The following is a 24610-nucleotide window of genomic DNA, read 5'->3' as shown; positions in this document are numbered from 1 at the left end:
GCTTTGCAAAAGCAGCGTTGCTATTCTCGATCGTCATTATTTTATTGGTTGTGTCCTAATAATAAAACATTGACGCAAGAACGAAGAGAAATTAAAAGGTCCGAGCAATACAGCAAAATAAGAAATAAGAAGCTTTGTTATGCCAGTTCTTCTCCCGAAGGAGAGCTGGCTTTTTATTTTCTATATGGGGCCCAAAGCAGAAAACGAGAACTTGTACGCTAACTAATAATCCTATTGTTTTTATCAACAAAGGTTTTTTGGATATGAAGAGGGTGAACTGGTGAAAAAATGGAGTTTGTTGTGGAGTTAGCTTTTCAATTAGGGACATCTCAACAACAAAATAATAACCAGCCCGATTAAAAAGCTCATCAAAAGTTCCATTATTCCAACGTTAATATATTTGCGATAAGTTATTGAATCAATATACGATCCACTCAATTATTTGAGTGGATCTGTTTGTTTTTTATTTATTTGCAGCAGTCTCTAAGTGACGAAACAATAGATGAATTAAAACCCTTTACGCAGCCAAGTTGCGGCAAGATCAATTGCTCCGCGCGCAGCTTCAGTTTTAGCTAAGGCGTTGAGCATCACGAAATCGTGAATGATACCTAATGCAGTATTTGATAAAACCGGTTGTAATGAAGAAGAAATTAAAAGTTATAACAAGGAAATTCGTAATTTACTTAACATGCTGACAACTGAGCAATAGTTTTATGAATATAGATGGAGGGCCCTGCGGGTGAATAACCCTTGGAGGTTCAAGTCCTCTCGGCTGCATCAATGTTACCAAGGGTTGTAGACGCCCTTGGTATTTTTTTGCGGAAAATTCATCTGTTACTGTATAGTAGGCCGTATGATTTGTCAGTCACCTTCATCCTTCTGCTGACTGCGTGCGGCGGTAGTAAATATGATAATGCAATTAATGAAGTGATGAAGCAGGAGAAGAAAGTCAGAAAAGAAATGCGAGCAGATTCAGATGAGTACAAAAGAGGTAACGCCATAATTCGTGTATATGATGACGGGAAGTATATTCAACTTGCGTTTTATCTGCCAGAAGAAAGTTCTCGCAAGAGCTGACTGCTTATTCTTTATTATGAGAAGCTTGGAGATTCTTATGAGGAAATGACACATATGCCGGGTGATAGTGATGGCGACCGCCTTGGTCTTTATAAGAAAACACCTGATTATAAAGAGGTTAAAAGCAAGGAAACAAAAACAATGTGCTTGTTCATTCCTGATAGGGGAACAATTGTTTCACCGTTAAGTTGTTGTGTGAGAGCCAGTATGTTAAAATGCTACGTAGATTTAATAATAAAGTTTAGATTCAAGGAGATTTATTTATGAAGTTGGATGAATTTACCATCGGGCAGGTTTTTCAAACTAAATCTTTTGAATTAACAAAAGAGAATATAATGAATTTTGCAGAAGTGTATGACCCACAATACATGCATTTAAATGAAGAAAAAGCAAAAATGGGCAGATTTAATGGAATTATTGCTTCTGGAATACAAACGTTATCTATTACTTTTAAGCTTTGGATTGAAGAAGGGTGTCATGAAGACGATATTATTGCTGGGACAGGAATGAATAATATAAAATTCCTAGCACCCGTTTACCCTAATGATAAACTGCACACTATTGTTAAGGTTATTGATAAAAAACCAAATAAAAGCCAGACGGGGATACTTACTGTATTGTTATCTACCTATAATCAGAAAGAAGAAAAAGTGTTTGAAGGTGAGTTATCAGTATTAATGAAACGCTAAATGACTTTTGTGGCATATCATCGTCACCTTTCATTTTTTATAGGTGTCTGGATGAAATAAGCAATCATCTTAATGAATTGAGTGAACTTTGAGTCTGCTCTTTTTTATTTGTTCAACCTATGTCAAGAAACAAAGGACTAACAATAACGAAAAAATCATCTCGTAAATACGAATTTAAACATTGCTGCCTTGAGGTTTTTTGCATATTTCTCTGTATCATTGCACCGGATGAATATCTATAATGAGCGTTCTATCCTTCGATGTTATGTTTCCTTTTTACTTTTTGGTTTTGTCAGTTCAAAGCTGTACTTTACCATGTCATGGATTTGGTGCTCTGGGAGTCCCTCATCTAAGGTAAGAGTATTCCAATGCTCCTTGTTCATATGGTATCCGGGCTTGATTTCTTCAAAAAGACCACGTAGAAAATCAGCCCTTTCAGGTTCGCATTTAAGGTTGACACATAAGTGTTCGTCGCGAGTGAAGATAAGTGCAAATATTTTCTTATTCCCTTTGTGCCGAATTGCAGTCCAACCATCTCCAAAAGGATGGTCTTCATAAGAGTTTGGAAAGGTTAGACAGTAATCTTTTATTTCATCATAATTCATTATCAATTCACTCCATACCTCATTATTTTTATATACAGAACATATTTGTTCAAACTAAGATTTGCGGTTTCTTTTATACAATCCGAGATTTCCTCAAGTCTTTGTTTGAACTTAGCTTCTGAACCTTGAGTTGTTGGATAGTAATACTCACCCCTATTAAAGAATCTGGCATCGTCTGCATTGTCGTTAATTTTTCCTCTGTATCATGAGCATATTTATATCCCTTACCGTAATCTAAATCTTTCATCAAAAGGAGCAGACTTTATGTCTGCTCTTTTTTTGTTCATGAAAAAGCCATTTTTCTTATCCCCAGTCTGATAAAAGATTTTCTGTGAATCATTTAACAATTATTGGCCGATTTTTCTTTTTCGATAATATCCTTTACCACATCCTCAATTGTTATATGTCCAAGAGCTTTTTCCAAGGCAGATTGGGCGAGTTCAAATATTGGACCAATTGTACTTTGAATGTTCCGGCCTACAGGACATTGAGGATTGGGATTTTCATGTATACTAAACAATTCTTTATCTTGAACAACATTAACTGCTCTATAAACATCAAGTAAGGTGATTTCAGTTAAATCCTTCGCTAATTCAGCTCCTGCAATACCTGGCCGTACATTTACTAAACCTGCTTTTTTCAGCATCCCCATAATTTTTCTTATTAAGGCGGGATTTGTATTTACACTTCCAGCTAAAAATTCAGAAGTGCTAATTCCGTCTTCATTTATTTCAATAAGAGCCAATATATGAATTCCTACAGCAAAACGGCTGCTAATAGACATGATTTCTTCACCATCCTAATTACGTTACACTCTTTATAGTACACTTGTAACTGAATGTATTACAAGTTCTTTTACTCTAATATGCTCAATTAACAAGATGATAAAAGTATTGACAAATAAATAAGGTGTAACTAAAATTATTACATGTAATCAATATGGTTACATTTAAAATTTTGAATGATTAGGAGGACTTTAAATTGAAAATTGGAATCATTGGTGCAACCGGAAAAGCTGGAAGTCTTATCATGAAAGAAGCGGTAAGCAGGGGACATGAAGTAACTGCAATTGTAAGAGATGCTGCAAAACTTAAAGAGGAAAAGATTTCAATCATTGAAAAAAATATAATTGATCTTACATCGGATGATCTAAAAAAGTTAGATGTAATAGTTAATGCCTTCGGTGCTCCATTAGGAGAAGAACAGGCACATGTAGATGCTGGCCGGGCATTAATTAGGGCATTAAAAGGAACGGGTACAAGAGCCGTAATTGTAGGTGGAGCAGGGAGTCTTTATGTAGACGAAAATAAAACTGTCAGTGTAATGGATACACCTGATTTCCCGGAGATTTTTATTCCAACAGCTAAAGGCCAAGGTCGTAACTTGCAAGAACTAAAGGAAACTTCTGATATTAACTGGACATTTATCAGTCCTTCAGCGGTATTTGACCCAGACGGGAAAAGAACTGGATTTTATCAGTCAGGAAAAGATCATCTTCTTGTGAATTCGAAAGGCGAAAGTTATATCAGCTATGCAGACTATGCAATTGCAGTATTGGATGAAATTGAAAATCCAAAACATATAAATGAACGCTTTACAGTTGTTGGAGAAGCTGAATAAGTGATTGAGTAGAAACAAAGGGTACCATTAGTGTCATCGCTAATGGTATCTTCCTTCTAAGAATGTACGGAGACATTGAAAACTTTGCAATCAGAGCAGCTGATTTATTCGAGTTGAGGATAGAGTAGGTGCTTAGTGAGTTGGACCAAAAAAATATGTATAAATAGCTCTGACTAAAACCTTTGTGGGTTAGTTAGAGCTTTTGTAAACCCACTCGTTTTCGTGAGTGGGCTTTTTTAAAATACATCTATCAACATGATATTTATTATTAAGTACGGTAAGGGGTCCGTCAAAACTTCTAAATTACAGAAGTTTATTTTCATGGTAGTTTAATCATAATGTCACTTTCGAATAATATTGATTAAACTTGATTGAATAGATCAAGACATAAATAACGATTAGTGCGGCAAATGTGTTTAGAACAATTAATGAGTGATTCAAGCTAAAGAAACTGGTCAAAATGCCGACTCCAATTGGAGGGATAATGAATCCGGAATAAGCGCACAAATAAAATGCTGATATTACTCTCGGTCGTTCTTCCGGCTTAGGCAGCTGTCCGGCAAACCTTAATGCTGCTTGGAACGACCAACCGGCGCCGACCCCTTGGATAAGCATTCCAATCCAGAGCATCCATAAATCGCCTGTCTGTCCGGAGAAAACAATGATCCACGGACCGATGGCCAGCAATACAATTCCGATGCGCATTCGCTTAACTGGATTCTGTACCCACGGGAAGAATTGTATCAAGGCAGCCACGCCTAAGAGTATGAACACCAACACACCTGCTAATGAGAGATTAGAGGAGTGAATGACGTTTTTGACATAGGAAGGAATGACGGAAAATACGATTCCGCCTAACATGAAGAATGTAAAAGCCGGAAGTCCAATAAATGAAATAAAATGGGTTCGTATATTTTCCGGTATACCGAGCGAAATTTTTGTATTCAGCGGTTTTGGTTCTTCTTTAAGACTCGGTAACATTTCCAGAAGTACCAAAGAACTCAATAGCATGGCAAGCAAAAGCCAAAATGGCATTCGAAGCGGCTGAACCTGCACATATTGCAACACTAGACCGGATATAGCCGGACCCATGCCGAATCCAACGTTTACGAATACTCCCGATAACTTAATAGCAGTACTTAGATGCTGGCGAGAGGTTTGTGATAATAAAAATGTGGTGGCCGTTCCTGTAAAAGCGCCATATGCAATGCCTTCCAAAATCCGTGCCGCAAATAGCATCCAGACGTTCTGGCTCCCTATGAAAAGCAACGTTGACGCGATGGATAGCCAGATGCTGATGCGAAGGACCTTCTTTAATCCCCAGGAGCTCCCCTTGGCTCCTACGATTAGCAAGGTCGGAACCAAGATAACGGCATAAACAGCAAACAACATTGTAATCTCTAGGCTGCTCATTTGATAGTGACTCCCGTATATAGGGAATAATGATGAAATATAAGTGGCTCCGCAAGACATCATCAGAATAATCCAAAACATTCTCTTCATCTTTCGTTCTCCTCGCACTTTATTAGTAAATCCGTTTTATTTGAGAATGATCGTTCTTAATAGGGTAAAAAATTATTTCTTTAAAATGGATAATGTCGTATCCACGATCTGCTCTAATTTATCTCTGTTATCTGTTGTCTTGATCATCACTCGAAGCCCGATTAAAGCATTATTTATATATTGGGATAGTAATTCCGCGTTTTGCCTCTTATCGAGTTCTCCGGACTGCTGACCTGCCTCAATGAGTTCACGGATTAGACGCTCTGTATCGGTTAATCGTTGATCTACCCAATCCTTACATTCGGAATCATGCAGAGCCAGTTCAACTGCTGTGTTTACGATCAAACATCCTTTAGGGTATTCGCCTTCTCCTCTAGTAATGACTCTATCGAACAACTGCCGGATTGCTTCAACTGCAGTAAGATTCTCTTTATTGATTTTTTTCTCCGACTGCAATTGAGTGTAACGGTTTAAAGCCTTAATGTATAACGAATGCTTATCTCCGAAGGTATCATACAAACTTCTCTTGTGCACTCCCATATGGTTAACTAAGTCTGTCATGGAAGTTTTCTCATACCCTTGTTCCCAAAATAAACGAACAGCTTTAAGCAGTACTGCATCTTCATCAAATTCCTTGGTTCTAGCCACTAAATTCCCCTCCTTGTGATGGTAATCATAACATATTGAGAACGATCGGTAAAGAATAATTATGATCCATTCCTCTTCTTATCTTTAGAACGATCCTGTCCTTTTGTCATAAATGGGGTCAATCTAAGATTGGGAAAGATCAGTTTCAAAAGGATCTTTTTTCTTTAAAACGGTGGCTATTTTAAGATACATGGCACCAATGATATGTCATGTAACTTTTTGGAAATGAAAAACTACTCCATTTTTACTCCACAATATGAATATTCAAAGGTTTTATAACAGAAAACACAGTTTTACTTTATTGATGGCCCAACGGGTGAATAACCCGTGGAGATTCAAGTCCTCTCGGCCGCATCTCAATGATACCAAGGGTTTTGACACCTTTGGTATTTTTTTGTTGTAAGTGCATGTGGCATTAAAAAAGTGCTGACCTCTGCACAAAATCTTTGCGCGAGTCTGCACTTTTATTCTGCAAGATACACTGCCCATTATCACCGATTACGGGAGTTTATTTAATCCGTTCTTAGCCGAGCTGATACCTGGCTTTTAGAAGTTTTTTTTAAGTGGTTAAAACCAACAAATTTTTTGCCTTCTTCATCCCATAGACGGAACTTTAACGACTTAAAACTTCTTGCCAGTGTGATGGTCGGAACGTTTTGCAATGGTTCAGTGTTGTTATGCACGATTTCAAGCTTATAGTTTGGGACTCTTGGGCTTAAATGATGAACATGATGGAAACCGATATTGCCTGTCAGCCACTGCATGACTTTTGGAAGCTTATAAAAAGAGCTTCCTTCAACGGCTGCTTTTACATATTCCCAATGCTCATCTTCTTCGAAATATGAATCCTCAAACGTATGCTGAATATAAAACATCCAAATTCCGAGGGATCCCGATATCATAAAAATTGGCGTCTGGACCAGCAGAAAGTTTTGCCAGCCGATAGCCCAACATAAAAGTGCTGCCAAAGCGACGATCCCCAGGTTCGTTACATATGTATTCATCCGTTCTTTGCGTTTTGCCCCTTTACGATTAAAACGATTGGTAATCCCGAAGACGTAAATCGGTCCGATAATAAACATAACAAACGGATTTCTGTACAAACGGTACATTATTTTTGTCTTAGTTGAGGCTTCTTTATATTCCTCAACAGTCAGTACCCAAATATCGCCCGTACCGCGTTTGTCCAGGTTGCTGCTTGTCGCATGATGGACAGAATGATCGTGTGCCCAATGATCAAACGGATGCAGAGTCAGAATTCCTGTAATTGTTCTAAGGATTCGATTCGCCTTTCGGTTCTTAAAAAAGGAATAGTGGCAGCAATCATGAAAGATGATGAAGGTTCTCACTAAAAAACCTGCCGCAACGACAGAAATCGCTGATGTAAGGATATAAGAAATCGACAAGCTCTTATAGGCCAAACACCATAACAGGAAAAATGGCACCAATGTGTTAATGATTTGATAAATACTTTTTTGTAAATCGGACTTTTCATAAGGGGTAACCAGTTTTCTCAAAGTCCTTAGGTTTTGTTCATTCATTTTTAAAAGCTTCCCCTTCCCTGATGTTCTTAATCTGCGTATAGAAAACGTTTTATTGCCTTTGAAGTCCCAGCTGTCATACTCCATGTATGATAAGTATCTTTCCTAATCCTGTGTAAAATTATTGAAGGTCAGAAAATGATCTCCATCTCGATTAAATCTTTATTAGCAATGGCCAGCCGGGATACAAAAAGCGTATGAAGATTATACCCAGCTCTTTATCGGGCCAAACTCTCTCCATGCTCCCCTATGTGAATCAGTTTATTTAGACCGTAAACTTTGATTGTTTGAGGAACAAACATGACAAGTTAATACCGTTAAAATAAGGGTATACTTGAGTGATCGTTTGGAAACTTGTGCAGAAACAAAGCTATACCAGTGAACAGTCAAGAATATCTTGTACTTGAACAAGAAACAGCTGAGCTTTTTAAAGAAACCTTTAACAATCAATATGAAGTACTGGGTTTGAAGGCATTCGTGATTCATTTTCACGGTGTTTTCAAACCATAGCTATTAACAGGCATCTTATTTTGCACTGGTATCGACAGGTTTAACAAATAAAACATGAATGAACACATTATTAATTTGCAGTTATTTCCGTTTCGTGCTATGATAAAGGGGAATTATTTTTGTTCGTGTAAAGGATAGTATGAATATCGACTTTTCGTCTTGATGATACTTTGGGCAAGGATAGTAATACAATGTGTAACACACTAGGAGGCAACAAAAATGGAACAAGGTACAGTTAAATGGTTTAATGCAGAAAAAGGTTTTGGATTTATCGAACGTGAAAATGGAGACGATGTATTCGTACACTTTTCTGCAATCCAAAGTGACGGATTCAAATCTTTAGACGAAGGTCAAAAAGTAACGTTTGACGTTGAGCAAGGTGCTCGTGGAGCTCAAGCTGCTAACGTTCAAAAAACTGCTTAATCTTTAATCGTTTATACAAACAGGCTCTTTATACAGGGCCTGTTTTTTTATGTTCTCTGTATCATACTGAATAAAAAAAACCCTACTCAACGTTCGAGTAGGGACAGTTGCTACAAGGTAAGAAAAAGGTTTAAAACCTCAAAGGATTGTTTACAGTATAACATACCGGATTGACGATATGTGGAATATATATAAATGATTTGTTTTTATGTTCTCAATATATCTGTATGTTATTCTTTGTTACATTTCGCATATCTCTAATATGAAAAGAAGATAAACAACTGCTATTCACTGTCGCAAGAGATGTAAGAAATTCTTAAAGATAAAGAGGAGAGTGGTTGTTTTTTCTTCCGGAAATAATCACTTAGACCTAAAACAATGAAAGCCCTGCCTCTCTTCCATCCTTACGGCTCCTTGTCCGTGCCAGTGTGAATCAGGATTACAAAAATCAAGTGACTATTTCATCGAAATTCAAATGTTCGTTGAAGAAAAAAATAAAACAGATTAGATTGTTGGGGTAATAAAAGGGGTTAATGTTTTAAAAGTAAGTTGAAGAAGTTAAACATCTAATCGTAATATTCCGAAAACTTAAAATTAACCTTAGCAGAAACTTTTTATTTGTTTTTCAGTGATTCCTTTAATTACTTCCAGTTCACTAATCAAAAATTCATATGCATGATCCAGCATTTTTTTTTCGCTTGAATTAAGTGCTTTTTCTTTCTTCATCCGTCTTAAATCACGTACAACTTCAGCGCCTTCTTGTATTTCACCCGTTTTTATTTTGTTCGTGTTTACTATATACCTTTGCTTCCATGGCAGTAACCTATCTGATTCTCCATGCTGAAAAATGTGCATAATGTGTTTTAATGCAAGTATATCGGTAACTGGTCGTATATTCGAACTCAATATTTTACGCGTTGGAATCATAACTGTCATATTACTGATTGACATTCTTATGACATAATACTGTTGTTTTTCCTCTAAGAATTCTTTTTCTTCTATGGCTTCAATTATACCTGCTCCGTGCATTGGATAAACAATGTTATCGCCAATTTGAAACATATCATCCACCTCCATATATAGGAACTTAACTTAAGGTTATCATATATGGAGTGAGATATCAAATTTTTAATGATAACATGGTCATTTATTGGTGTCAATAACTTTTTTAAAAAAACAACATCAAAACAAGAGGGAGCCTGTGGGATTCCCGCTTTCATAACCAATGAAATGTTGAGGGCCCAGCGGGTGAATAACCCGTGGAGATTCAAGTCCTCTCGGCCGCATCTCAATGATACCAAGGGTTTTTGATAACTTTTGGTATTTTTTATTTCTTTTTAAAACATGTGTTTTGTGGCCAAAAGAGTCCGCTGCTTATAGGAAGTCGTCCGGTTTGCCAGCCATCCTTTGAAGAGTCTTTTTATTTTCCTTAGTGTATCGGTTATTCTGCTGACTGCGTGCGGCGGAATGAGATATGATAATTCGATTAATGAAATGATAAAATAGGAGAAGACAGCCAAAAAGAAATGAGAGCAAATTCAGATGTGTAACACAAGAATAACTCATCGTGATCGTATTCGTACACATTTTTACAGAGGAGGACAATTATGATTGGAATACTGGCAGGAATGGGGCCGAAATCTACTGGGCCATTTGTAGATAAGGTAGTAGTCGAGTGCCAAAAAATATATGGAGCAATACACGACATGGATTTTCCTCATATGATGATTTATTCTTGTCCGACTCCTTTCTATATGAATAAACCTCTCAATCATACGGACATGGAAAAGGCAATTATTGAGGGGGCTGTAAAGCTTGAAAAAACGGGTGTTGATTTTATTGCAATCCCATGTAATACCGCACATATTTATTTTAATCAAATAAAAAAATCGCTTTCAGTCCCTTTACTAAACATGGTTGATGAAACCATAAAAAAAATACCTAAAGGCTCAAAAAAAGCAGCTCTTTTAGCCACCGTTCCTACGGTTCAATCTGGAATATTTCAAGAAGCGTTAAACAGAGAAGGTTATGATTTTTTACATCAAGATAGTTGGCAAATCTATGTCGATCACATAATAGAAAAGATTAAACAAGGTCAAATCGATGAGGCTGGTACATTATATGATGAATTACACCGTGAATTAGCAGAAAAGGTTGATACGGTTATCATTGCATGTACGGATTTAAATATGGTCACGGATCAAAAAAGCAGCGAACTTACCTTTGTTGATTCATAAGCTTGTCTCGCTCAAGCCATTATAAATAAGTATGTATTATTAACAAAATAAGCCGTCTGATTTATCAGCAAATTCAGGGCGCTTTTTTCCGTTAAAGCGCCCGGCTTCGGCAGATACATGATCCTCGATTACTTCTTTAAATGTAACTTCCCCGCGTTATTGTTCTTTTAACATTGAATATTTTCGATACGCTTTATAGAAACTGCAGCCAAAGAGAACGGCCATAAGAGCGGGAAGCGACCTTAAAAGGGCAAATGGAGTTTCAAATAAAAATGCTTTCCAAAACATTGCGCCTTCCATACTCCACAGACCTTCAGCTAAATACAAACCTGAATTCGTGTAAATCATATTACAATAAAACAAGCACAGTAACCCAAAACAAGATGAAAAACTCATTAGTCTTTTATAATAATTACTCTTTGATTGGCGATCCGAGAAGATTTCATTTTGATCATCATCTTCTTTTTGCCAATATCGAGTTCCAAGCCCCCAAGGGCCATTTATATAACTCCAGCCGAAGTCTTCATATATCTCTCTGTAATCTTCGAATTTTTTCTTTGATAAATAATCTTGATAATCCAGTCTCATCACATATTTTTTGTCGGTTTTTTCGAAAGTGTATATTCCTAATCCGCTGATATTTGTACAGCGATAGCCTTTTTGTAATTGCTCGTTCAGCCATTGCTCCTCTTTTTCAATATCAAAAAACATCTTAAATTTCTTCATTCGATTCACTTCCTTCGTGCAGGGATAAAATATGCAGTAACCTGTTTTGTTCCATCTTCAAAATGGCGCTTCCTTCCGCAGTTATCATATAAACTTTTCTCCGGCCCGACTCTCCAACAGGTTCAATCCAGCCATGCTTATTCAAGTTTTCAATCGCGCCGTATAATGTGCCGGCTGCTAAAATAACAGTTCCGTTACTCATCTTCTCGATCTTCTGCATGGCGGCATAGCCATGAAGCGGCTCCCGCAGAGCTAATAAAATATAATGCATGGTTTCAGACAGCGGTAATAATTTATGTTTCATATCCTCATCCTCTATTCAGTCTGACTATATAGTTAAACTTAATACAGTTCAACTGAATAGTCAATGGTTTTTTCAAAATTTGTCAAAGGAACTTGAAAATCAAATCTAAAAAGTCGCTTTTCTTACGTAATGGGAAGCGACTTTTGAGTAGTCCTATTCAATTAAATGGCCCGATTGTTGGTTGTAATGTTTAACTTCAGTGTTTGAAATGCCGGGCGGTAATAAGATTTCACTTTATCGAATGCCCAGCGTATAAATACCCCGTGAAGGTCCAAACCCTCTCGGCCGCATTAATAATACCAAGGGTTTTGAGTCCCTTGGTATTTTTTGTTCATTGTATGATGACGTAAACTTCTGACTTACTTAGTGGCTGTCGTTCCAGTTTTTCTCTATAAAAGTATTAGCAGGCTGTAAGTTGGTTTTGTTCGCAATTTCAATGACAGCGGGAACCACGGAAGGGTCTGTTTTGGAGAAGTTAGGAATCCGCGGATCTAACCGGAAAAAGCGATCTCCCAGCAGATTCGCGCTGACCATGGATTCATAGTAGCCATTTCCGCCGGAGATCATCTGAAGAAATGGCAGTAAAGGTTCATTAGGCGACCTGTCCAAAAGGACTCCCCAATTTGGAGGAAGGTTCTTCAGATTTTCGGGACGTATGTTATCCGCACTCACCATTCCCCATCCCCTCGTATCTCTTCTTAACCGAGTCGGGGCTTCACCTGTACCGATGGATAGCGCCGCAATTTGATCCAGTGGCACGTTGGCTTTACCAACCGCAAACGCGATACTGGCCGTACTGGGGTTCGTTGCCACTACATATCCGTCCACGTAGTTTTGATAGGCTCGTTGCGTTGCGGGAGCACCGCTGCTCCGCAGTATGACATCACTCACTTTCTCATTTAAATAGGGAGAGCCGGGAAAGTTGTGAAATAATACGGGCGTCCAACGATCCAGTGCTGGGGAGTATAATTTGAATGAAGGGACAACAATTCGTTTTCTTACATCTTTAAGACGAAGTCCTGGCGGGAAAAAGTTTCGTACCGCTTTAATAAAACCGGAATATGGTAATTGTTGATTGAAAACAGGTCCGCCCGGCCGGGAAGTGCTGAATGCGGGCAGGATTTCATCCTCAAAATACTGAAGTGTTTCCTTCGGAGATCTTCCGCTTGCTAATGCAAGGGCAGTAAATGAACCGATTGAATTTCCCGCAAATACATGGGTTCGACTTATTAATGCTGGATTTTCTTCAGCCAGTCTGTTCAATAGTTGTAAACTTAAAGCACCTAAGGTACCGCCCCCGTCAAAGGTCATGATCCGATATTTTGCCAAAGCTGATTTCTCCTTTCTGATGAAAACTATCATTCAGTATATGTTCACCCAGAGTCTATTGTATGGATGAATGAATATCTCCTTATCTTAAAAATGGTTTGATTATCAATCCAGCGAGTCGGGAAAGAATATGTTTTTTATTTAAAGAGGTTTTTTCCGGGAAAAAGGAGAATTATTTAAAAATAAAAGGGGGAAAACACTTGAATACGATTGACCTTATTGTTTTACATTTTGAAGAAGTAAGACGGCGAAGCATCAAGTTATGGACAGCTATACCTGAGGAAAAAATGGACTGGCGCCCGGATTCCGAAGCAATGTCGTGTAAGGAAATGATAAGACATGTAGTAGAAGCGGAATTTCTTTATCATCACATTTTACTAAAACAAATGAATGAGTCTTCAGAGGAATCTAAAAACCCGTATGAATCAAAAACGTTTACCACAGTAACCGAAGAATTAGAATTCGCAAAACCGTATCGGGCCGAGTTTTTGACATTCATCAAATCGTTAAACGAAACAGATTTAACAAATATAAAGATTGACAGGTCTGATGTTGGATATATTCGCGAACTAGGAGACATGTTATTAAGAATCGCTTACCATGAGTCCGTACATACCGGTCAGCTTTTAGACTATCTCAGAACTGCTGAGGTTGACAGGCCTTTAATTTGGGACTAGTTAAATGATTGAGTTTTACATGGGAAGGGGAAAGAATGGAATATAAACCGATTAATTTCCAAGAGAAATTAGCTGCGTTCCAAGATCAATGGTCTCCAAAAGTAATCGCTGAAATGAATGATTATCAATTTAAACTTGTTAAAGTACAAGGGGATTTTGTTTGGCATAAGCATGACGAAACAGATGAAGTTTTCATTGTCATTAAGGGTAATTTAATCATTGAATTTCGTGATGGAGAAGTAAAATTAAATGAAGGTGAAATGTTTGTCATTCCGAAAAATGTTGAACATAAACCTTATGCAGAATCAGAGTGTCACATTTTGCTTGCAGAACCTAAAGGTGTTGTGAATACCGGGCAGGAAATAACTGATCAAACAGCTGAAAATGATGTCTGGGTCTAGCCTGTAACAAAAAAACGATCAAAAATCCGAAAGACCGAATGACGATTAGAGAAAATGATCAGGAAAACCAATTAAGAAAAATTTAAGGTTAAATATTGAAAAATTTTGTTAATATTATAATACATTGTTTGGAAATGTAATCATTTTATAAGGAGTTTTCTAATTGCGTTGGAGTAAATGGTTCAATATTTTTTGCATAGCAGCATTGGGATCAATATATGGCTATAAATTGTTTACTAACCAAGAAGTCAGTACGGCTCGTTTAATCATAGCTGCTGCAATTATCTTGTGGAACATTGTCGGACTTTTTAGCAAAGAACCAGTAAAACAAACACAGCAAGCAAACTAAAAGTCAAAAACACAAAAAGTTGGTACAGAAGGATGCTGCAGCGCGCAGCATCCTTTTTTCGCAGTCTCTCTTTTTATGCTGCTTCTTAAACCTGCCAAAAATCAATCAAGTTTCAGTCAGGCATCCAGAATCTGTTGTATCGAAAAATGAAAATTGCCCTAAAATGTGCCGGTTCATCAACATAATAGTCCAAGCTGGGGTTTTTTATTTACATAGTATGAAGAGATTAAAAAATGCGAGAAGGAGTGGCGTAATGTATTATAACGAAGGTGAAGATCAACAGTACGTTCAGAAGAAAAAGCCATACAACGAAGCCTGTGACCTTGGCCATGATTTTGATATGGCGGACGACGAAGCAAGAGCGGAAGCAGCAAGAGAAGCAGAAGCGAGAGCCAGAGCGGAAGAGGCAATAGCAAGAGCGGAAGAAGCAAGAGCCCGAGCAGCAGAAGCAAAGGTAAAAGCGGCAAAATTAGCAGCAAAAGCGAAATGTAAAAAACGTCATAAGAAAGAGAAAAAACATGATTGCAAACGTAAGCACAAGAAGAAAAAATAAGAGCTTTTCATCATGTAAATGATAAGATTCAATGTGTATTGATTTTACCCGTACAGGGGTGCAAAAACGATAAAGAAAAAGATTCTTGTCGGGGGATCAAACAGAAAGGTTGCTCAGCCGGTGTCTCAGCAGAACCAGGCATAGCAGGGCAAACATAAATTTCTATGGACTTCCATAGTTTGGTTGGTATACCACGCCAATAAATGTAAGTGCCTATCATGATAAAAAAGGCAGGAGAGACAAGAGTTTCGGCAGCTTGCCGCTCTTGTCTTTTTTTGTTTTTATATCATCTTCGCGTATAGGTATCTATTTTTAAGTTTGCAGATCATCTGTCTAAGAATTTGTCCAATTCCTACATATACTGGTATCGGAATCAAATGCTTATTGGGAGTGAAATAGATGGGATCAGCACAGTTAACAGGACGCGTCATCTTCAAAGGGGACCCCGGCTATACACAGGCGGTTAAGAATTGGAACCCTTATGTTGATGTCTGTCCGCTTGTCTTTGTTTTTGCACAAAATTCATACGATGTAAGTAATGCTATTAAATGGGCTCGTGAGAAGAATGTGCCTATGCGTGTCAGAAGCGGCCGCCATGCTCTGGATAAAAATCTTTCCACGGTAAGTGATGGGATTGTTATTGATGTGAGTGACATGAATAAAGTTTTCTTAGATGAAAAAAACGCGGTAGCAACCGTTCAAACCGGCATTCACGTCGGCCCGCTTGTAAAAGGTTTAGCTCGGGAAGGTTTTATGGCCCCGTTCGGAGACAGTCCAACCGTCGGAATCGGAGGAATCACAATGGGAGGCGGATTTGGAGTGCTTTCACGATCGATCGGCCTGATAAGCGATAACCTTCTCGCACTGAAAATGGTAGATGCCAAAGGCAGGATTATTCAAGCAAATCAATCCCGCAATGAAGATTTACTGTGGGCTTCCAGAGGCGGCGGGGGAGGCAATTTCGGATATAACACCCAATATACGTTCAAAGTTCATCGTGCCCCTAAAACCGCAACCGTCTTTAATATTATTTGGCCGTGGGAACAGTTAGAAACGGTATTTAAAGCGTGGCAAAAATGGGCGCCGTTTACAGACGAACGATTAGGATGCTACCTTGAGATTTACAGCAAAGTAAATGGCTTGTGCCATGCGGAAGGATTGTTCCTCGGTTCAAAACCAGAGCTGGTTCAATTATTAAAACCTTTATTAAATGCCGGAACGCCGGCACAAACAGTAATCAAAACACTATACTACCCGGATTGTATAGATTTCTTAGATCCTGACGAACCGATTCCCGGCAGATCTGATCAGAGTGTTAAATTCTCCTCGGCGTGGGCGCTCAATCTTTGGCCGGAAGAACCTATTGCAGTAATGAGACAATTTTTAGAAAAAGCGACTGGGACAGAAACCAATTTCTTTTTTATCAATTGGGGCGGCGCGATAAGCAGAGTTCCAAGCAGTGAAACAGCCTTCTATTGGCGCCGGCCATTGTTTTATACGGAATGGACGGCTAGTTGGAAAAATAAATCACAAGAAGCTTCGAATCTTGCATCAGTTGAAAGAGTGCGTCAGCTGATGAAACCATATGTAACAGGTTCATATGTGAATGTTCCGGATCAGAATATCGAGAACTTCGGAAAAGCATATTATGGCTCAAACTTTGCAAGGCTTCAAAGAATAAAGGCGAAATACGATCCCGAAAATGTATTCCGTTTTCCGCAAAGCATCCCGCCATCGTATAAATAGTTTGATCGTTTTGGGAAACAAAATAAAATGCTGCGTTTGCATTCTAAACATTATTATTGGAACACACCAGAACATTCAGGTGTGTTTTTATTGTTGTTTTCATTTCTGAAATGTGGTTATTCACTTATATCCCAGTGCGGATTCCAAACGATTTCCCATAACTGTCCATCGGGGTCTTGAAAGTGACCGGCGTATCCGCCCCAAAAAGTATCATGAGCGGGGTCAGTTATCGTTGCTCCTGCCTGTTTTGCCTGTTCCATGACTTTATCGACTTCAGCTTTACTGCTGACGTTATGTCCTCATGTAAATTCCGCAGGGCTTGGAGCAGTTAACGTAACGTTTGATTCATGTGCGATGTTTTTGCGGTCCCAAAGGGCAAGTTTCAGTCCCGTTTGCAAGTAAGCAGCTGCGCCATGTTCAAATCTGTACCGGCTATTCCTTCTGTAGGCAGACCCAAGCCATCCTGATAGAAGTGCAGCGATTTTTCTAAATTGTCTGCGCCTGAAGTAATTACTGTAATCCGCGGCTTCATAGCAATCATTGATTAAGAGCAATATAAAGTATTGGACATTTTCACCGAAAATATTTTGACATTTCAGTAAAGAACCTATATATTCATATATGAGCACATAATCATATACGGTTATTTTTGTGTCCATGTTAGAATGCTTCATAACAGAAAAGAAATAATAAATGCAGTGTATGAGATAAGGAGGAGATTTTTATGGGTCACAATCACAATCACGCTGGCGGGTCCAATAAGAAGGTTTTATTGATCTCTTTTATCGTGATTACAGGTTATATGATAATAGAAGCGATAGGCGGATTTTTAACCAATAGTTTAGCGCTTTTGTCAGATGCAGGCCATATGCTGAGTGACTCGATCTCATTAATGGTTGCTCTGATTGCTTTTAAATTGGCCGAAAAAAAGGCAAGTCATCATAAGACATTCGGCTACAAACGATTTGAGATTCTCGCAGCTGTGATAAACGGTGTTGCATTAATAGTGATTTCCCTTTATATCATTTATGAAGCAATCAAACGTTTCTCTCATCCGCCGGAGGTAGCAACAACCGGCATGCTGACGATTAGTATCATCGGGTTAGCTGTGAATATATTGGTCGCTTGGATTATGCTGAACGGCGGAGATACAAAGAATAACCTGAACATAAGAGGGGCTTACTTACATGTGATAAGTGACATGCTCGGATCTGTAGGTGCCATACTGGCTGCGATTCTTATCATCTTCTTCGGGTGGAGCTGGGCAGATCCAGCGGCCAGTGTCATTGTGGCTATTCTTGTTCTGAGAAGCGGTTACCATGTGACGAAAGACTCCATTCACGTATTAATGGAAGGAACTCCGGAAAATATCGATGTCACTGACATCATTCATACAATTGAAGAGACAGAAGGAATTCAAAGCATTCATGATTTGCACATATGGTCTATCACAAGCGGATTGAATGCTCTTTCCTGCCACGCTGTTGTTAACGATCAACTGACCATTTCTGAAAGCGAAAGTATTTTACGCAAAATTGAACATGAACTTGTAGACAAAGGCATTACACATGTAACCATTCAAATGGAAACAGCAGCGCATAATCACGACAATACGATTCTTTGTCAGGCCCAAACTGAGAATCCGCGTGACCATCATCATCATCATTAAAGGAGGAAATAGGGACTCACTTGTCTGCTGACAATTAGGATAAAACCGGAGGGGGGATTCATATGTACGACACGATAGTAATCGGAGCCGGTCAGGCAGGAATCTCAGTAGGATATTATCTAAAGAAGTCGAAACAAAAGTTTATCATTTTGGATAAAAGTCATGAAGTGGGAGAAAGCTGGAACAAGCGGTATGACTCATTGGTTTTATTTACTTCTCGAATGTACAGCTCTTTGCCTGGAATGCCTCTTGAAGGAGACAAGCATGGACTCCCTTCAAAAAATGAAATTGCTGCTTATCTGAAAAAATATGTAGAAAGATTTGATATCCCGATCCAATTACGGACAGAAGTAATAAGTGTCCAAAAATTAAACAACGATTTCTTAATAAAAACAAACCGGGAAGAATATCAAACGAAAAATCTTGTGATGGCCGCAGGTCCTTTTCATACCCCTAACATTCCATCAATATCAAGGGATGTAGCCGATCATATTCATCAATTACATTCTTCACAATATAAACATTCAAAACAACTGGCGCCCGGGAATGTACTGGTAGTCGGCGGCGGGAATAGCGGAGCTCAGATAGCTGTTGAATTATCCAAAGAAAGAGTTACATATTTGGCTTGCAGTAATAAACCGGCTTATTTCCCTTTATGGATTGGAAAAAGAAGCATCTTTTGGTGGTTTGATAAATTAGGAGTTTTACATGCAAGTCATACATCAATAGTAGGCAAGTTCATTCAAAAGAAAGGCGACCCCATATTTGGGTATGAATTAAAACATGCAATAAGACAGAAGAAGATCATCTTAAAACAAAGAGTCATAGCCGGAAAGCAAAATGAAATCATTTTTAAAGATTCATCTTCATTAGAAGTAAACAATATCATTTGGGCAACTGGCTTTAAGAATCCGCTTTGTTGGATGAAAATAGAAGGTGTTTTGGATAAGGAAGGCCGAATTATACATCACCGGGGTGTTTCAGCTGCGGAGGGATTGTACTTTATTGGTTTGCCTTGGCAGCATAGGCCAGGTTCAGCGCTGCTTCAAGGTGTAGGAAATGATGCTGAATACATTGTAAAACAAATGAACGGCGGATAGACTGAGGAGAGCAGTAACTTACGGGTTTCCTGCTCTTTTTTGTGTTGAATAAGTCCGGTTATGTGACTGTGTAAAGCCGAAAAAATCATTAATAAGAAGATCCCTGACTCATTGATTGTGCAACATTCTGACGTACTTCCCGAGCTAACTGCGCGGCACGTAAGGAAGCCTGCCAAATAGCCGGACTCACTGCAGATTGACTGATGGATAATGCCTGTTGTGTGGCTGGAACCATTAGTCTTAGGAGATTTTCCGCCTCGTCTACAGATGACGCGTATTGGTGACCGGCTGCTCTTCGCAGGTCTGCTATCGCGGCGGGGAAGTTTGACCATAGACGAAGTATTGAATTCATGCAGCCAACCATAAGAGGAAAATGAGGAGCCCGGCCTTGTCCGGAGGCGAGAAGCTCTGCTGCGCCTAAAGCGGAATAAACGTGATAGCTCAACGGAGTAAGATATTTCGCGTGTACAATATGAAGTTCTCGTAATCCCCAAGTGTCTGGAAGAAATCTGAATTCTGAACTCATACCGCATCCCAGAGCGAGTGCTCTGCTGACAGCCTGCAAGTGTTTCACTACCGCAGCCATTGATTGTTGAAAGGAGGACGAGTGTATTGGAATTTGTTGAATCGCAGATAAATGGCTTCGCATTTTATGATTTGCCTGACTTAAATCAGGATGCTGTCTGTAATCATATACATAATACGGATAATAATCATAATACATATCTAAACTCCCTTTATGAATGACTTTTAGGAGCAGGATATGCACCCAGATTGTTTTTGATAAGGGCATGTGCCTAAATGAATCCATCAGTGCAACTATTTTAGTCCGCGCATATTCAGTTGGTATTTTTTATGCAAACGGATTTTGTGGCCAAAACGTTTCTACTTACTTCAGTCTTTTAGGCTGAACAAGGGAATTTCTTAGTGCGGCACACTCTCATACAAAAAGCATAGGATAATATCACAAAAATTTAAAATTGCGGGGATGAAAAATGTATTATATACCTTTTTCGCATCAATGTTATTATTGTGTGAATGTACCGATGTATAATGATGGAAGATCTGTTTATTGGACTGTTCCAAATAACTATGATCCTTCATACGAAGATAGAAACCTTCTCTTGAAAGATTATGGACCAAAACCATTTGTTGTGAATATTAATAAAGCCGCAAAACAAAACAATACGTTCCGTACGGCCCTATGGACAGGAAAGCATTTTCAAATTACTTTGATGAGTCTTGGTATTGGAGAAGATATCGGTTTGGAGATCCATCCTCACGTAGATCAATTCTTACGGATTGAGCAAGGCCGAGGGATAGTTAAAATGGGCAAGAGTAAAGATAATTTAAGTTTCCGAAGAAATGTCTATGATGATTATGCCATTGTTGTCCCTGCCGGCACTTGGCACAATGTTATTAATACGGGTAATACGCCGTTAAAACTATATTCAATTTATGCTCCTCCCAACCATCCGTTTGGTACAGTTCATGTGACAAAGGCAGATGCAGCGGCTGCGGAAGATTAGTATAGGATTCCAGAGGACTTTGCGCTGCAAAGACTATAAAAAAAATGGTATTGGGACAGCATGATGAAATAAAGCGATTGAATGGCTGAAACACAAAATATTAACGTTTCAGCTTGTCATAGTGCAGTTGATGCGATGCTTTATTCCACAACTTTTCAACAGCAAATGTGGTTTTTTGTCTGACCATTTTAATTGATTGGCAGTCAGTGAAAATAGACATTTGTAATGAATTTATCCTTGCTCATCCTAATAAGCGGCTTTAACTGCCAAGTTTCTGTTTCTCTTCATACCATTTGCGAAGCTGATGAATATGAGCTTGATGATATCTATTATGGTCTGCCATATGCCATATTCCCCATTGAATGGTTGCTTGTTTTTCTGATTCATAATCTACTGTATGATTCAGCTGCTCGTCAGTTAACTGATAACAAACAGACTTAAACATGCTGAATACTTCTTCATAATCAGTGAGAATTTGTTTTAATGAAACACCGGAAATGAAAGGGATCTTATTGTTCTGATCTAACATTGGTCCATACTTCTCTTCAAGCTGCTTTGGTATTGGTTCACCCTTTATTCTGAATATCCAGTTGAGATCAACATATGCTAAGTGTCTTATTAGCTGAGCTGTACTATTGTATGTTTGATTTGGTCCTTTATAATCAATCTCCTGCTGTGACATGTCTGACACAATGGATATTAAGCGGCTGTCATTTTCATTAACGGCAGAATACAGCATTCCCACAAGATGATCCATGTGCGTTTCACCTTTTAAATCTAAAATCATTAACCCCGCCTCATTAGCACAATTTTTATATCAGTTTGCCTTATTACTCATATTTGTCAAGCCATCCGGGGAATGGGCCGCTGTAAGACGAAGCTATGAAGCAGGCTCTCTTTGCCTGCTTTTTTTGTGTGTCGGCTTTACATCTGACATGTCGAGTTTTCTGAAACTGTACCTTTTTAAATGTCAGACAGTGTTATATGATACTCTGCAGATATTCAAGAATATGTACTTGGAGGACATTCTCATGCGAAATTTTAATGTTGCTATCCCTACGCCTTTTCATGAAGATGAAAGTTTATATTTAGAAGGATTTGATGCTATTGTCGAACATTTGAAAAACAGCGGTATCCATTCGTTACTCATATGCGGCACGACTGGTGAACAGCATTCACTCAGCATAGATGAGCGTCTTCAGATCATTGAGTATGTTAATCAGCGAAAATTTGAAGATGTTGAACTGATGTTCGGTGTTTCAGCCGTAAGAACCAGTGATGCCGTCAAACTGATGAAACACATCGAGAAAACCAATATTGATTCTGTACTGATTGGTTTTCCTCCTTATATAAGACCGACACAGCAGCAAGCCGTTTATTACGTTGACGAACTTCTCAGTCATACCTCTAAAGAGGCTGTGCTTTATAATAACCCCGGCCGGACCGGTTTTAATCTGAGTGAGAAAGCGCTTAAAGACTTAATAAGCCGGCATCCGGGGATAAGGGGGCTGAAAGAAGGAGGAGACGTTCTGCGTCATAAACAAACAGAGTTCCCTGATCACTTTATTTTGTTTGCGGCAGGAGACGTTGAATTTCCGAAGATGCTGAGTAACGGGTGTAACGGCCTGTCAAGCATGGCCGGAAATGTCTATCCTGAAGAAATCAGAGAAAGCTTCAGCAGCTTATCAGAAAATAAACCGATTAATCTGGATCGAATAAACGATCTGATTGCTGAAGTGACAAATCATCATACTGTCATGAATATAAAAAATCACTATAAGAAGATTGGGATTCAAGCAGGCAGCTGCCGGTCACCCATTATATAAGAAATGTTCCGTCGCGGATAAGTGAAACATGTGATCAGCGCGCTTTCTGTACTTGGATTAGGCTTAATAAGCAAGTTTTATAATACTGTTATTAGCGGGGGCGTAAGCATTTGTTTAACTTTACATAAGGGAACCCTTATGATATGGTGATTATTGCTAATATTGACAAGAAAGAGGTGAAAGCGATGATAACGATTTATGGAATTTTGTATGGTAAAAATGCAAAAATTGGAAACATCTTGGCGGATAAAGGGAGCAGTCTGTCCTTTTTTAAGCCAAATCATCATACAAAAACAGTTATCGGTGCTTTTTCTCTATGTCAAATAAACGATAATCCAATGACATAATGTCCTTGTTTATTTGTGCATGATGTTATTTAAGCGTAACACCGATAATTGTGTCGGTGTTTTTTTGTGCCTGATTTTAAAAAAAGGTTAGATGATCACTCCCTTCTATTTACTCAAACAAACCAGAGTTTTATGGAAGGATGAGAAAACATGCAACAAAAAAACAAGTATATAAGAATTCAAGAGTTCCTGAAGCAAAATAAATTTCCTGATTTTAGAATGAATCAAATCAAAAATGCTGTGTTCAAAGGGAGAATAAATCATTTTAATGAAATAACGGTTCTTCCTAAATCCTTGAGAAAATTGTTAATGAATGAGTTTGGAGAGTCAATTTTAAATATTGCTGCTTTAAAAGTGCAGCATTCTGAGCAAGTAACAAAAGTCTTATTTGAAATTTCAGGAGACGAAAAAATAGAAACGGTCAATATGAAATATAAAGCTGGCTGGGAGTCATTTTGTATATCCTCGCAGTGCGGCTGTCATTTTGGCTGTACATTTTGTGCAACAGGAGATATTGGTTTAAAACGCAGCTTAACATCAGATGAAATGACTGACCAAATTTTGTACTTTCACTTAAAAGGACATTCAATTGATAGTATTTCTTTTATGGGAATGGGAGAAGCATTAGCGAATATACAAGTGTTTGATGCTTTACATGTGCTTACAAATCCCGAGTTGTTTGCTTTAAGCCCTCGTCGGTTATCTATTTCGACCATAGGTATTATTCCGGGCATTAAAAAAATCACTCAGGATTATCCGCAGGTCAACCTGACGTTTTCATTACATTCTCCTTTTAATGAACAGCGAAGCAAGTTAATGCCGATTAATGAACGCTTCCCGTTATTGGAGGTAATGGACACATTAGATGAGCATATACGTGTGACCTCAAGAAAAGTTTATATTGCTTATATTATGCTGCCGGGAGTTAATGATTCTATTGATCATGCGAATGAAGTAGTACGTCTTTTAAGAAGCAGATATAAGAGAGGGAACTTGTTCCATGTAAACATCATTAGATATAACCCGACTGTTAGTTCACCTATGAGATTTGAAGAAGTAAATGAGAAACAAGTTGTAAACTTCTATAAAAAATTAAAGTCAGCAGGAATTAACGTGACCGTCAGAAGTCAATTTGGCATTGATATAGATGCTGCTTGCGGACAATTATATGGAAATTATCAAAAAAATAAGAACCGATAAA

General features: G+C 38.4%; 28 protein-coding genes and 3 pseudogenes. 17 read left to right on the top strand and 14 right to left on the bottom strand.

The window, feature by feature from the left end:
- Positions 1-507: 507 nt before the first annotated feature.
- Positions 508-612, bottom strand: a pseudogene (locus OVA33_RS01805) (esterase); the annotation flags it as partial.
- Positions 613-837: 225 nt separating this feature from the next.
- Between OVA33_RS01805 and OVA33_RS01800 the strand changes: the two are divergent.
- Positions 838-1215 (top strand): annotated as a pseudogene (locus tag OVA33_RS01800) (cystatin-like fold lipoprotein); the annotation flags it as partial.
- A 125-nt stretch (positions 1216-1340) separates the two neighbouring features.
- Positions 1341-1766, top strand: coding sequence for a MaoC family dehydratase (locus tag OVA33_RS01795; RefSeq protein WP_017419214.1), 426 nt, complete (start codon positions 1341-1343; stop codon positions 1764-1766).
- 263 nt (positions 1767-2029) lie between these two features.
- Here OVA33_RS01795 and OVA33_RS01790 read toward each other — a convergent pair whose 3' ends face one another.
- From OVA33_RS01790 to OVA33_RS01780, 3 genes are all read right to left on the bottom strand, one after another.
- Positions 2030-2371: an MmcQ/YjbR family DNA-binding protein gene (locus OVA33_RS01790; RefSeq protein ID WP_015239219.1), complete on the bottom strand. Its 342-nt coding sequence runs from the start codon at positions 2369-2371 to the stop codon at positions 2030-2032.
- A 73-nt stretch (positions 2372-2444) separates the two neighbouring features.
- Complete coding sequence (locus tag OVA33_RS01785; protein ID WP_223255072.1) at positions 2445-2618, bottom strand: hypothetical protein; 174 nt, start codon at positions 2616-2618, stop codon at positions 2445-2447.
- Between the two features lie 93 nt (positions 2619-2711).
- Positions 2712-3155: an Rrf2 family transcriptional regulator gene (locus OVA33_RS01780; RefSeq protein WP_071181553.1), complete on the bottom strand. Its 444-nt coding sequence runs from the start codon at positions 3153-3155 to the stop codon at positions 2712-2714.
- 197 nt (positions 3156-3352) lie between these two features.
- Between OVA33_RS01780 and OVA33_RS01775 the strand changes: the two genes are divergently transcribed.
- Complete coding sequence (locus OVA33_RS01775; RefSeq protein ID WP_071181554.1) at positions 3353-3991, top strand: NAD(P)-dependent oxidoreductase; 639 nt, start codon at positions 3353-3355, stop codon at positions 3989-3991.
- Positions 3992-4324: 333 nt separating this feature from the next.
- On the opposite strand, the gene OVA33_RS01770 is transcribed toward OVA33_RS01775, so the two are convergent.
- The 3 genes from OVA33_RS01770 to OVA33_RS01760 form a co-directional block, all read right to left on the bottom strand.
- Positions 4325-5494, bottom strand: a complete 1170-nt coding sequence (locus OVA33_RS01770) for an MFS transporter (RefSeq protein WP_025650271.1) — start codon at positions 5492-5494, stop codon at positions 4325-4327.
- Between the two features lie 72 nt (positions 5495-5566).
- A complete protein-coding gene (locus tag OVA33_RS01765) occupies positions 5567-6142 on the bottom strand; it encodes a TetR/AcrR family transcriptional regulator (RefSeq protein ID WP_017419210.1) in 576 nt (191 codons plus the stop codon).
- Between the two features lie 512 nt (positions 6143-6654).
- Positions 6655-7683, bottom strand: a complete 1029-nt coding sequence (locus OVA33_RS01760) for a Delta(5) desaturase DesA (RefSeq protein ID WP_025650272.1) — start codon at positions 7681-7683, stop codon at positions 6655-6657.
- A 184-nt stretch (positions 7684-7867) separates the two neighbouring features.
- Between OVA33_RS01760 and OVA33_RS20650 the strand changes: the two genes are divergently transcribed.
- Together OVA33_RS20650 and cspC are read left to right on the top strand one after the other, a co-directional pair.
- The gene (locus tag OVA33_RS20650) at positions 7868-7966 is read left to right on the top strand and encodes a molecular chaperone TorD family protein (RefSeq protein WP_074534332.1); all 99 of its coding nucleotides are present in this window, start codon (positions 7868-7870) and stop codon (positions 7964-7966) included.
- 446 nt (positions 7967-8412) lie between these two features.
- Positions 8413-8616 carry a cold shock protein CspC gene (gene cspC / locus OVA33_RS01755; protein ID WP_003156143.1) on the top strand — a complete coding sequence of 68 codons (204 nt, stop codon included), beginning with the start codon at positions 8413-8415 and terminating at the stop codon, positions 8614-8616.
- Between the two features lie 600 nt (positions 8617-9216).
- Here the strand turns inward: cspC and OVA33_RS01750 are convergent.
- Positions 9217-9678: a CarD family transcriptional regulator gene (locus OVA33_RS01750; protein ID WP_128974182.1), complete on the bottom strand. Its 462-nt coding sequence runs from the start codon at positions 9676-9678 to the stop codon at positions 9217-9219.
- A gap of 545 nt (positions 9679-10223) precedes the next feature.
- Here OVA33_RS01750 and OVA33_RS01745 point away from each other — a divergent pair.
- Positions 10224-10853: an aspartate/glutamate racemase family protein gene (locus tag OVA33_RS01745; RefSeq protein WP_128974183.1), complete on the top strand. Its 630-nt coding sequence runs from the start codon at positions 10224-10226 to the stop codon at positions 10851-10853.
- A 156-nt stretch (positions 10854-11009) separates the two neighbouring features.
- Here OVA33_RS01745 and OVA33_RS01740 read toward each other — a convergent pair whose 3' ends face one another.
- From OVA33_RS01740 to cotR, 3 genes are all read right to left on the bottom strand, one after another.
- Positions 11010-11579: a DUF2812 domain-containing protein gene (locus OVA33_RS01740; protein WP_014416987.1), complete on the bottom strand. Its 570-nt coding sequence runs from the start codon at positions 11577-11579 to the stop codon at positions 11010-11012.
- The gene (locus tag OVA33_RS01735; protein ID WP_014416988.1) at positions 11566-11883 is read right to left on the bottom strand and encodes a PadR family transcriptional regulator; all 318 of its coding nucleotides are present in this window, start codon (positions 11881-11883) and stop codon (positions 11566-11568) included. The genes OVA33_RS01740 and OVA33_RS01735 overlap by 14 nt, the downstream gene beginning before the upstream one ends.
- A 363-nt stretch (positions 11884-12246) precedes the next feature.
- Positions 12247-13212, bottom strand: coding sequence for a sporulation hydrolase CotR (gene cotR, locus OVA33_RS01730; RefSeq protein WP_014416989.1), 966 nt, complete (start codon positions 13210-13212; stop codon positions 12247-12249).
- A gap of 200 nt (positions 13213-13412) precedes the next feature.
- Here cotR and OVA33_RS01725 point away from each other — a divergent pair, with 200 nt between their 5' ends.
- The 5 genes from OVA33_RS01725 (at position 13413) to OVA33_RS01705 (ending at position 16938) form a co-directional block, all read left to right on the top strand.
- Positions 13413-13889, top strand: a complete 477-nt coding sequence (locus OVA33_RS01725; RefSeq protein ID WP_017419205.1) for a DinB family protein — start codon at positions 13413-13415, stop codon at positions 13887-13889.
- A 35-nt stretch (positions 13890-13924) separates the two neighbouring features.
- A complete protein-coding gene (locus tag OVA33_RS01720) occupies positions 13925-14290 on the top strand; it encodes a cupin domain-containing protein (protein ID WP_017419204.1) in 366 nt (121 codons plus the stop codon).
- A 163-nt stretch (positions 14291-14453) separates the two neighbouring features.
- Positions 14454-14639, top strand: a complete 186-nt coding sequence (locus OVA33_RS01715; protein ID WP_017419203.1) for a hypothetical protein — start codon at positions 14454-14456, stop codon at positions 14637-14639.
- A 253-nt stretch (positions 14640-14892) separates the two neighbouring features.
- Positions 14893-15192 carry a hypothetical protein gene (locus OVA33_RS01710; protein WP_017419202.1) on the top strand — a complete coding sequence of 100 codons (300 nt, stop codon included), beginning with the start codon at positions 14893-14895 and terminating at the stop codon, positions 15190-15192.
- Positions 15193-15591: 399 nt separating this feature from the next.
- On the top strand, positions 15592-16938 hold the full coding sequence (locus OVA33_RS01705; protein ID WP_017419201.1) for an FAD-binding oxidoreductase: 1347 nt from the start codon (positions 15592-15594) through the stop codon (positions 16936-16938).
- Positions 16939-17054: 116 nt separating this feature from the next.
- On the opposite strand, the pseudogene OVA33_RS01700 reads toward OVA33_RS01705, so the two are convergent.
- Positions 17055-17470: pseudogene (locus OVA33_RS01700) on the bottom strand (VOC family protein).
- 192 nt (positions 17471-17662) lie between these two features.
- On the opposite strand from OVA33_RS01700, the gene OVA33_RS01695 reads away from it, so the two are divergent.
- Complete coding sequence (locus OVA33_RS01695) at positions 17663-18607, top strand: cation diffusion facilitator family transporter (RefSeq protein ID WP_063636962.1); 945 nt, start codon at positions 17663-17665, stop codon at positions 18605-18607.
- A gap of 62 nt (positions 18608-18669) precedes the next feature.
- Positions 18670-19707 (top strand): flavin-containing monooxygenase, encoded by a 1038-nt coding sequence (locus tag OVA33_RS01690; RefSeq protein ID WP_128974184.1) that lies wholly within the window; start codon positions 18670-18672, stop codon positions 19705-19707.
- Positions 19708-19795: 88 nt separating this feature from the next.
- On the opposite strand, the gene OVA33_RS01685 is transcribed toward OVA33_RS01690, so the two are convergent.
- Entirely contained in the window at positions 19796-20431 is a 636-nt protein-coding gene (locus tag OVA33_RS01685; RefSeq protein ID WP_104843115.1) for a hypothetical protein, read from the bottom strand.
- A 271-nt stretch (positions 20432-20702) separates the two neighbouring features.
- Between OVA33_RS01685 and OVA33_RS01680 the strand changes: the two genes are divergently transcribed.
- Entirely contained in the window at positions 20703-21236 is a 534-nt protein-coding gene (locus OVA33_RS01680; protein ID WP_017419197.1) for a cupin domain-containing protein, read from the top strand.
- 259 nt (positions 21237-21495) lie between these two features.
- Here OVA33_RS01680 and OVA33_RS01675 read toward each other — a convergent pair whose 3' ends face one another.
- A complete protein-coding gene (locus OVA33_RS01675) occupies positions 21496-22023 on the bottom strand; it encodes a DinB family protein (RefSeq protein WP_241688005.1) in 528 nt (175 codons plus the stop codon).
- 244 nt (positions 22024-22267) lie between these two features.
- On the opposite strand from OVA33_RS01675, the gene OVA33_RS01670 reads away from it, so the two are divergent.
- The 3 genes from OVA33_RS01670 to OVA33_RS01660 all read left to right on the top strand — a co-directional run bounded on the left by OVA33_RS01670 (position 22268) and on the right by OVA33_RS01660 (position 24609).
- A complete protein-coding gene (locus OVA33_RS01670; protein WP_003156098.1) occupies positions 22268-23062 on the top strand; it encodes a dihydrodipicolinate synthase family protein in 795 nt (264 codons plus the stop codon).
- Between the two features lie 143 nt (positions 23063-23205).
- Positions 23206-23409, top strand: coding sequence for a hypothetical protein (locus OVA33_RS01665; protein ID WP_007409550.1), 204 nt, complete (start codon positions 23206-23208; stop codon positions 23407-23409).
- 150 nt (positions 23410-23559) lie between these two features.
- Positions 23560-24609 (top strand): Cfr family 23S rRNA (adenine(2503)-C(8))-methyltransferase, encoded by a 1050-nt coding sequence (locus OVA33_RS01660; RefSeq protein ID WP_061861893.1) that lies wholly within the window; start codon positions 23560-23562, stop codon positions 24607-24609.
- The last annotated feature ends 1 nt before the right edge of the window (position 24610 follow it).

It is taken from the genome of Bacillus sp. KICET-1, assembly GCF_027721405.1.
Classification (GTDB): Bacteria; Bacillota; Bacilli; order Bacillales; family Bacillaceae; genus Bacillus; species Bacillus velezensis.
The sequence above is the reverse complement of the archived record's forward strand: the minus strand, read 5'-3'. Positions and strand labels throughout refer to the sequence as shown.

Excerpts from the sequence above, each read along its gene's own strand:
- OVA33_RS01720 (WP_017419204.1), top strand. The coding sequence starts at position 13,925 with ATGGAATATAAACCGATTAATTTCCAAGAGAAATTAGCTGCGTTCCAA.
- OVA33_RS01745 (WP_128974183.1), top strand. The coding sequence starts at position 10,224 with ATGATTGGAATACTGGCAGGAATGGGGCCGAAATCTACTGGGCCATTT.
- OVA33_RS01750 (WP_128974182.1), bottom strand. The coding sequence starts at position 9,678 with ATGTTTCAAATTGGCGATAACATTGTTTATCCAATGCACGGAGCAGGT.
- OVA33_RS01740 (WP_014416987.1), bottom strand. The coding sequence starts at position 11,579 with ATGAAGAAATTTAAGATGTTTTTTGATATTGAAAAAGAGGAGCAATGG.
- OVA33_RS01675 (WP_241688005.1), bottom strand. The coding sequence starts at position 22,023 with ATGATTTTAGATTTAAAAGGTGAAACGCACATGGATCATCTTGTGGGA.
- OVA33_RS01660 (WP_061861893.1), top strand. The coding sequence starts at position 23,560 with ATGCAACAAAAAAACAAGTATATAAGAATTCAAGAGTTCCTGAAGCAA.
- OVA33_RS01680 (WP_017419197.1), top strand. The coding sequence starts at position 20,703 with ATGTATTATATACCTTTTTCGCATCAATGTTATTATTGTGTGAATGTA.
- OVA33_RS01770 (WP_025650271.1), bottom strand. The coding sequence starts at position 5,494 with ATGAAGAGAATGTTTTGGATTATTCTGATGATGTCTTGCGGAGCCACT.
- OVA33_RS01785 (WP_223255072.1), bottom strand. The coding sequence starts at position 2,618 with ATGAAAGATTTAGATTACGGTAAGGGATATAAATATGCTCATGATACA.
- OVA33_RS01780 (WP_071181553.1), bottom strand. The coding sequence starts at position 3,155 with ATGTCTATTAGCAGCCGTTTTGCTGTAGGAATTCATATATTGGCTCTT.
- OVA33_RS01735 (WP_014416988.1), bottom strand. The coding sequence starts at position 11,883 with ATGAAACATAAATTATTACCGCTGTCTGAAACCATGCATTATATTTTA.
- OVA33_RS01690 (WP_128974184.1), top strand. The coding sequence starts at position 18,670 with ATGTACGACACGATAGTAATCGGAGCCGGTCAGGCAGGAATCTCAGTA.
- OVA33_RS01795 (WP_017419214.1), top strand. The coding sequence starts at position 1,341 with ATGAAGTTGGATGAATTTACCATCGGGCAGGTTTTTCAAACTAAATCT.
- OVA33_RS01695 (WP_063636962.1), top strand. The coding sequence starts at position 17,663 with ATGGGTCACAATCACAATCACGCTGGCGGGTCCAATAAGAAGGTTTTA.
- OVA33_RS01665 (WP_007409550.1), top strand. The coding sequence starts at position 23,206 with ATGGTGATTATTGCTAATATTGACAAGAAAGAGGTGAAAGCGATGATA.
- OVA33_RS01710 (WP_017419202.1), top strand. The coding sequence starts at position 14,893 with ATGTATTATAACGAAGGTGAAGATCAACAGTACGTTCAGAAGAAAAAG.
- OVA33_RS01670 (WP_003156098.1), top strand. The coding sequence starts at position 22,268 with ATGCGAAATTTTAATGTTGCTATCCCTACGCCTTTTCATGAAGATGAA.
- OVA33_RS01760 (WP_025650272.1), bottom strand. The coding sequence starts at position 7,683 with ATGAATGAACAAAACCTAAGGACTTTGAGAAAACTGGTTACCCCTTAT.
- OVA33_RS01705 (WP_017419201.1), top strand. The coding sequence starts at position 15,592 with ATGGGATCAGCACAGTTAACAGGACGCGTCATCTTCAAAGGGGACCCC.
- cspC (WP_003156143.1), top strand. The coding sequence starts at position 8,413 with ATGGAACAAGGTACAGTTAAATGGTTTAATGCAGAAAAAGGTTTTGGA.
- OVA33_RS01790 (WP_015239219.1), bottom strand. The coding sequence starts at position 2,371 with ATGAATTATGATGAAATAAAAGATTACTGTCTAACCTTTCCAAACTCT.
- OVA33_RS01685 (WP_104843115.1), bottom strand. The coding sequence starts at position 20,431 with ATGTATTATGATTATTATCCGTATTATGTATATGATTACAGACAGCAT.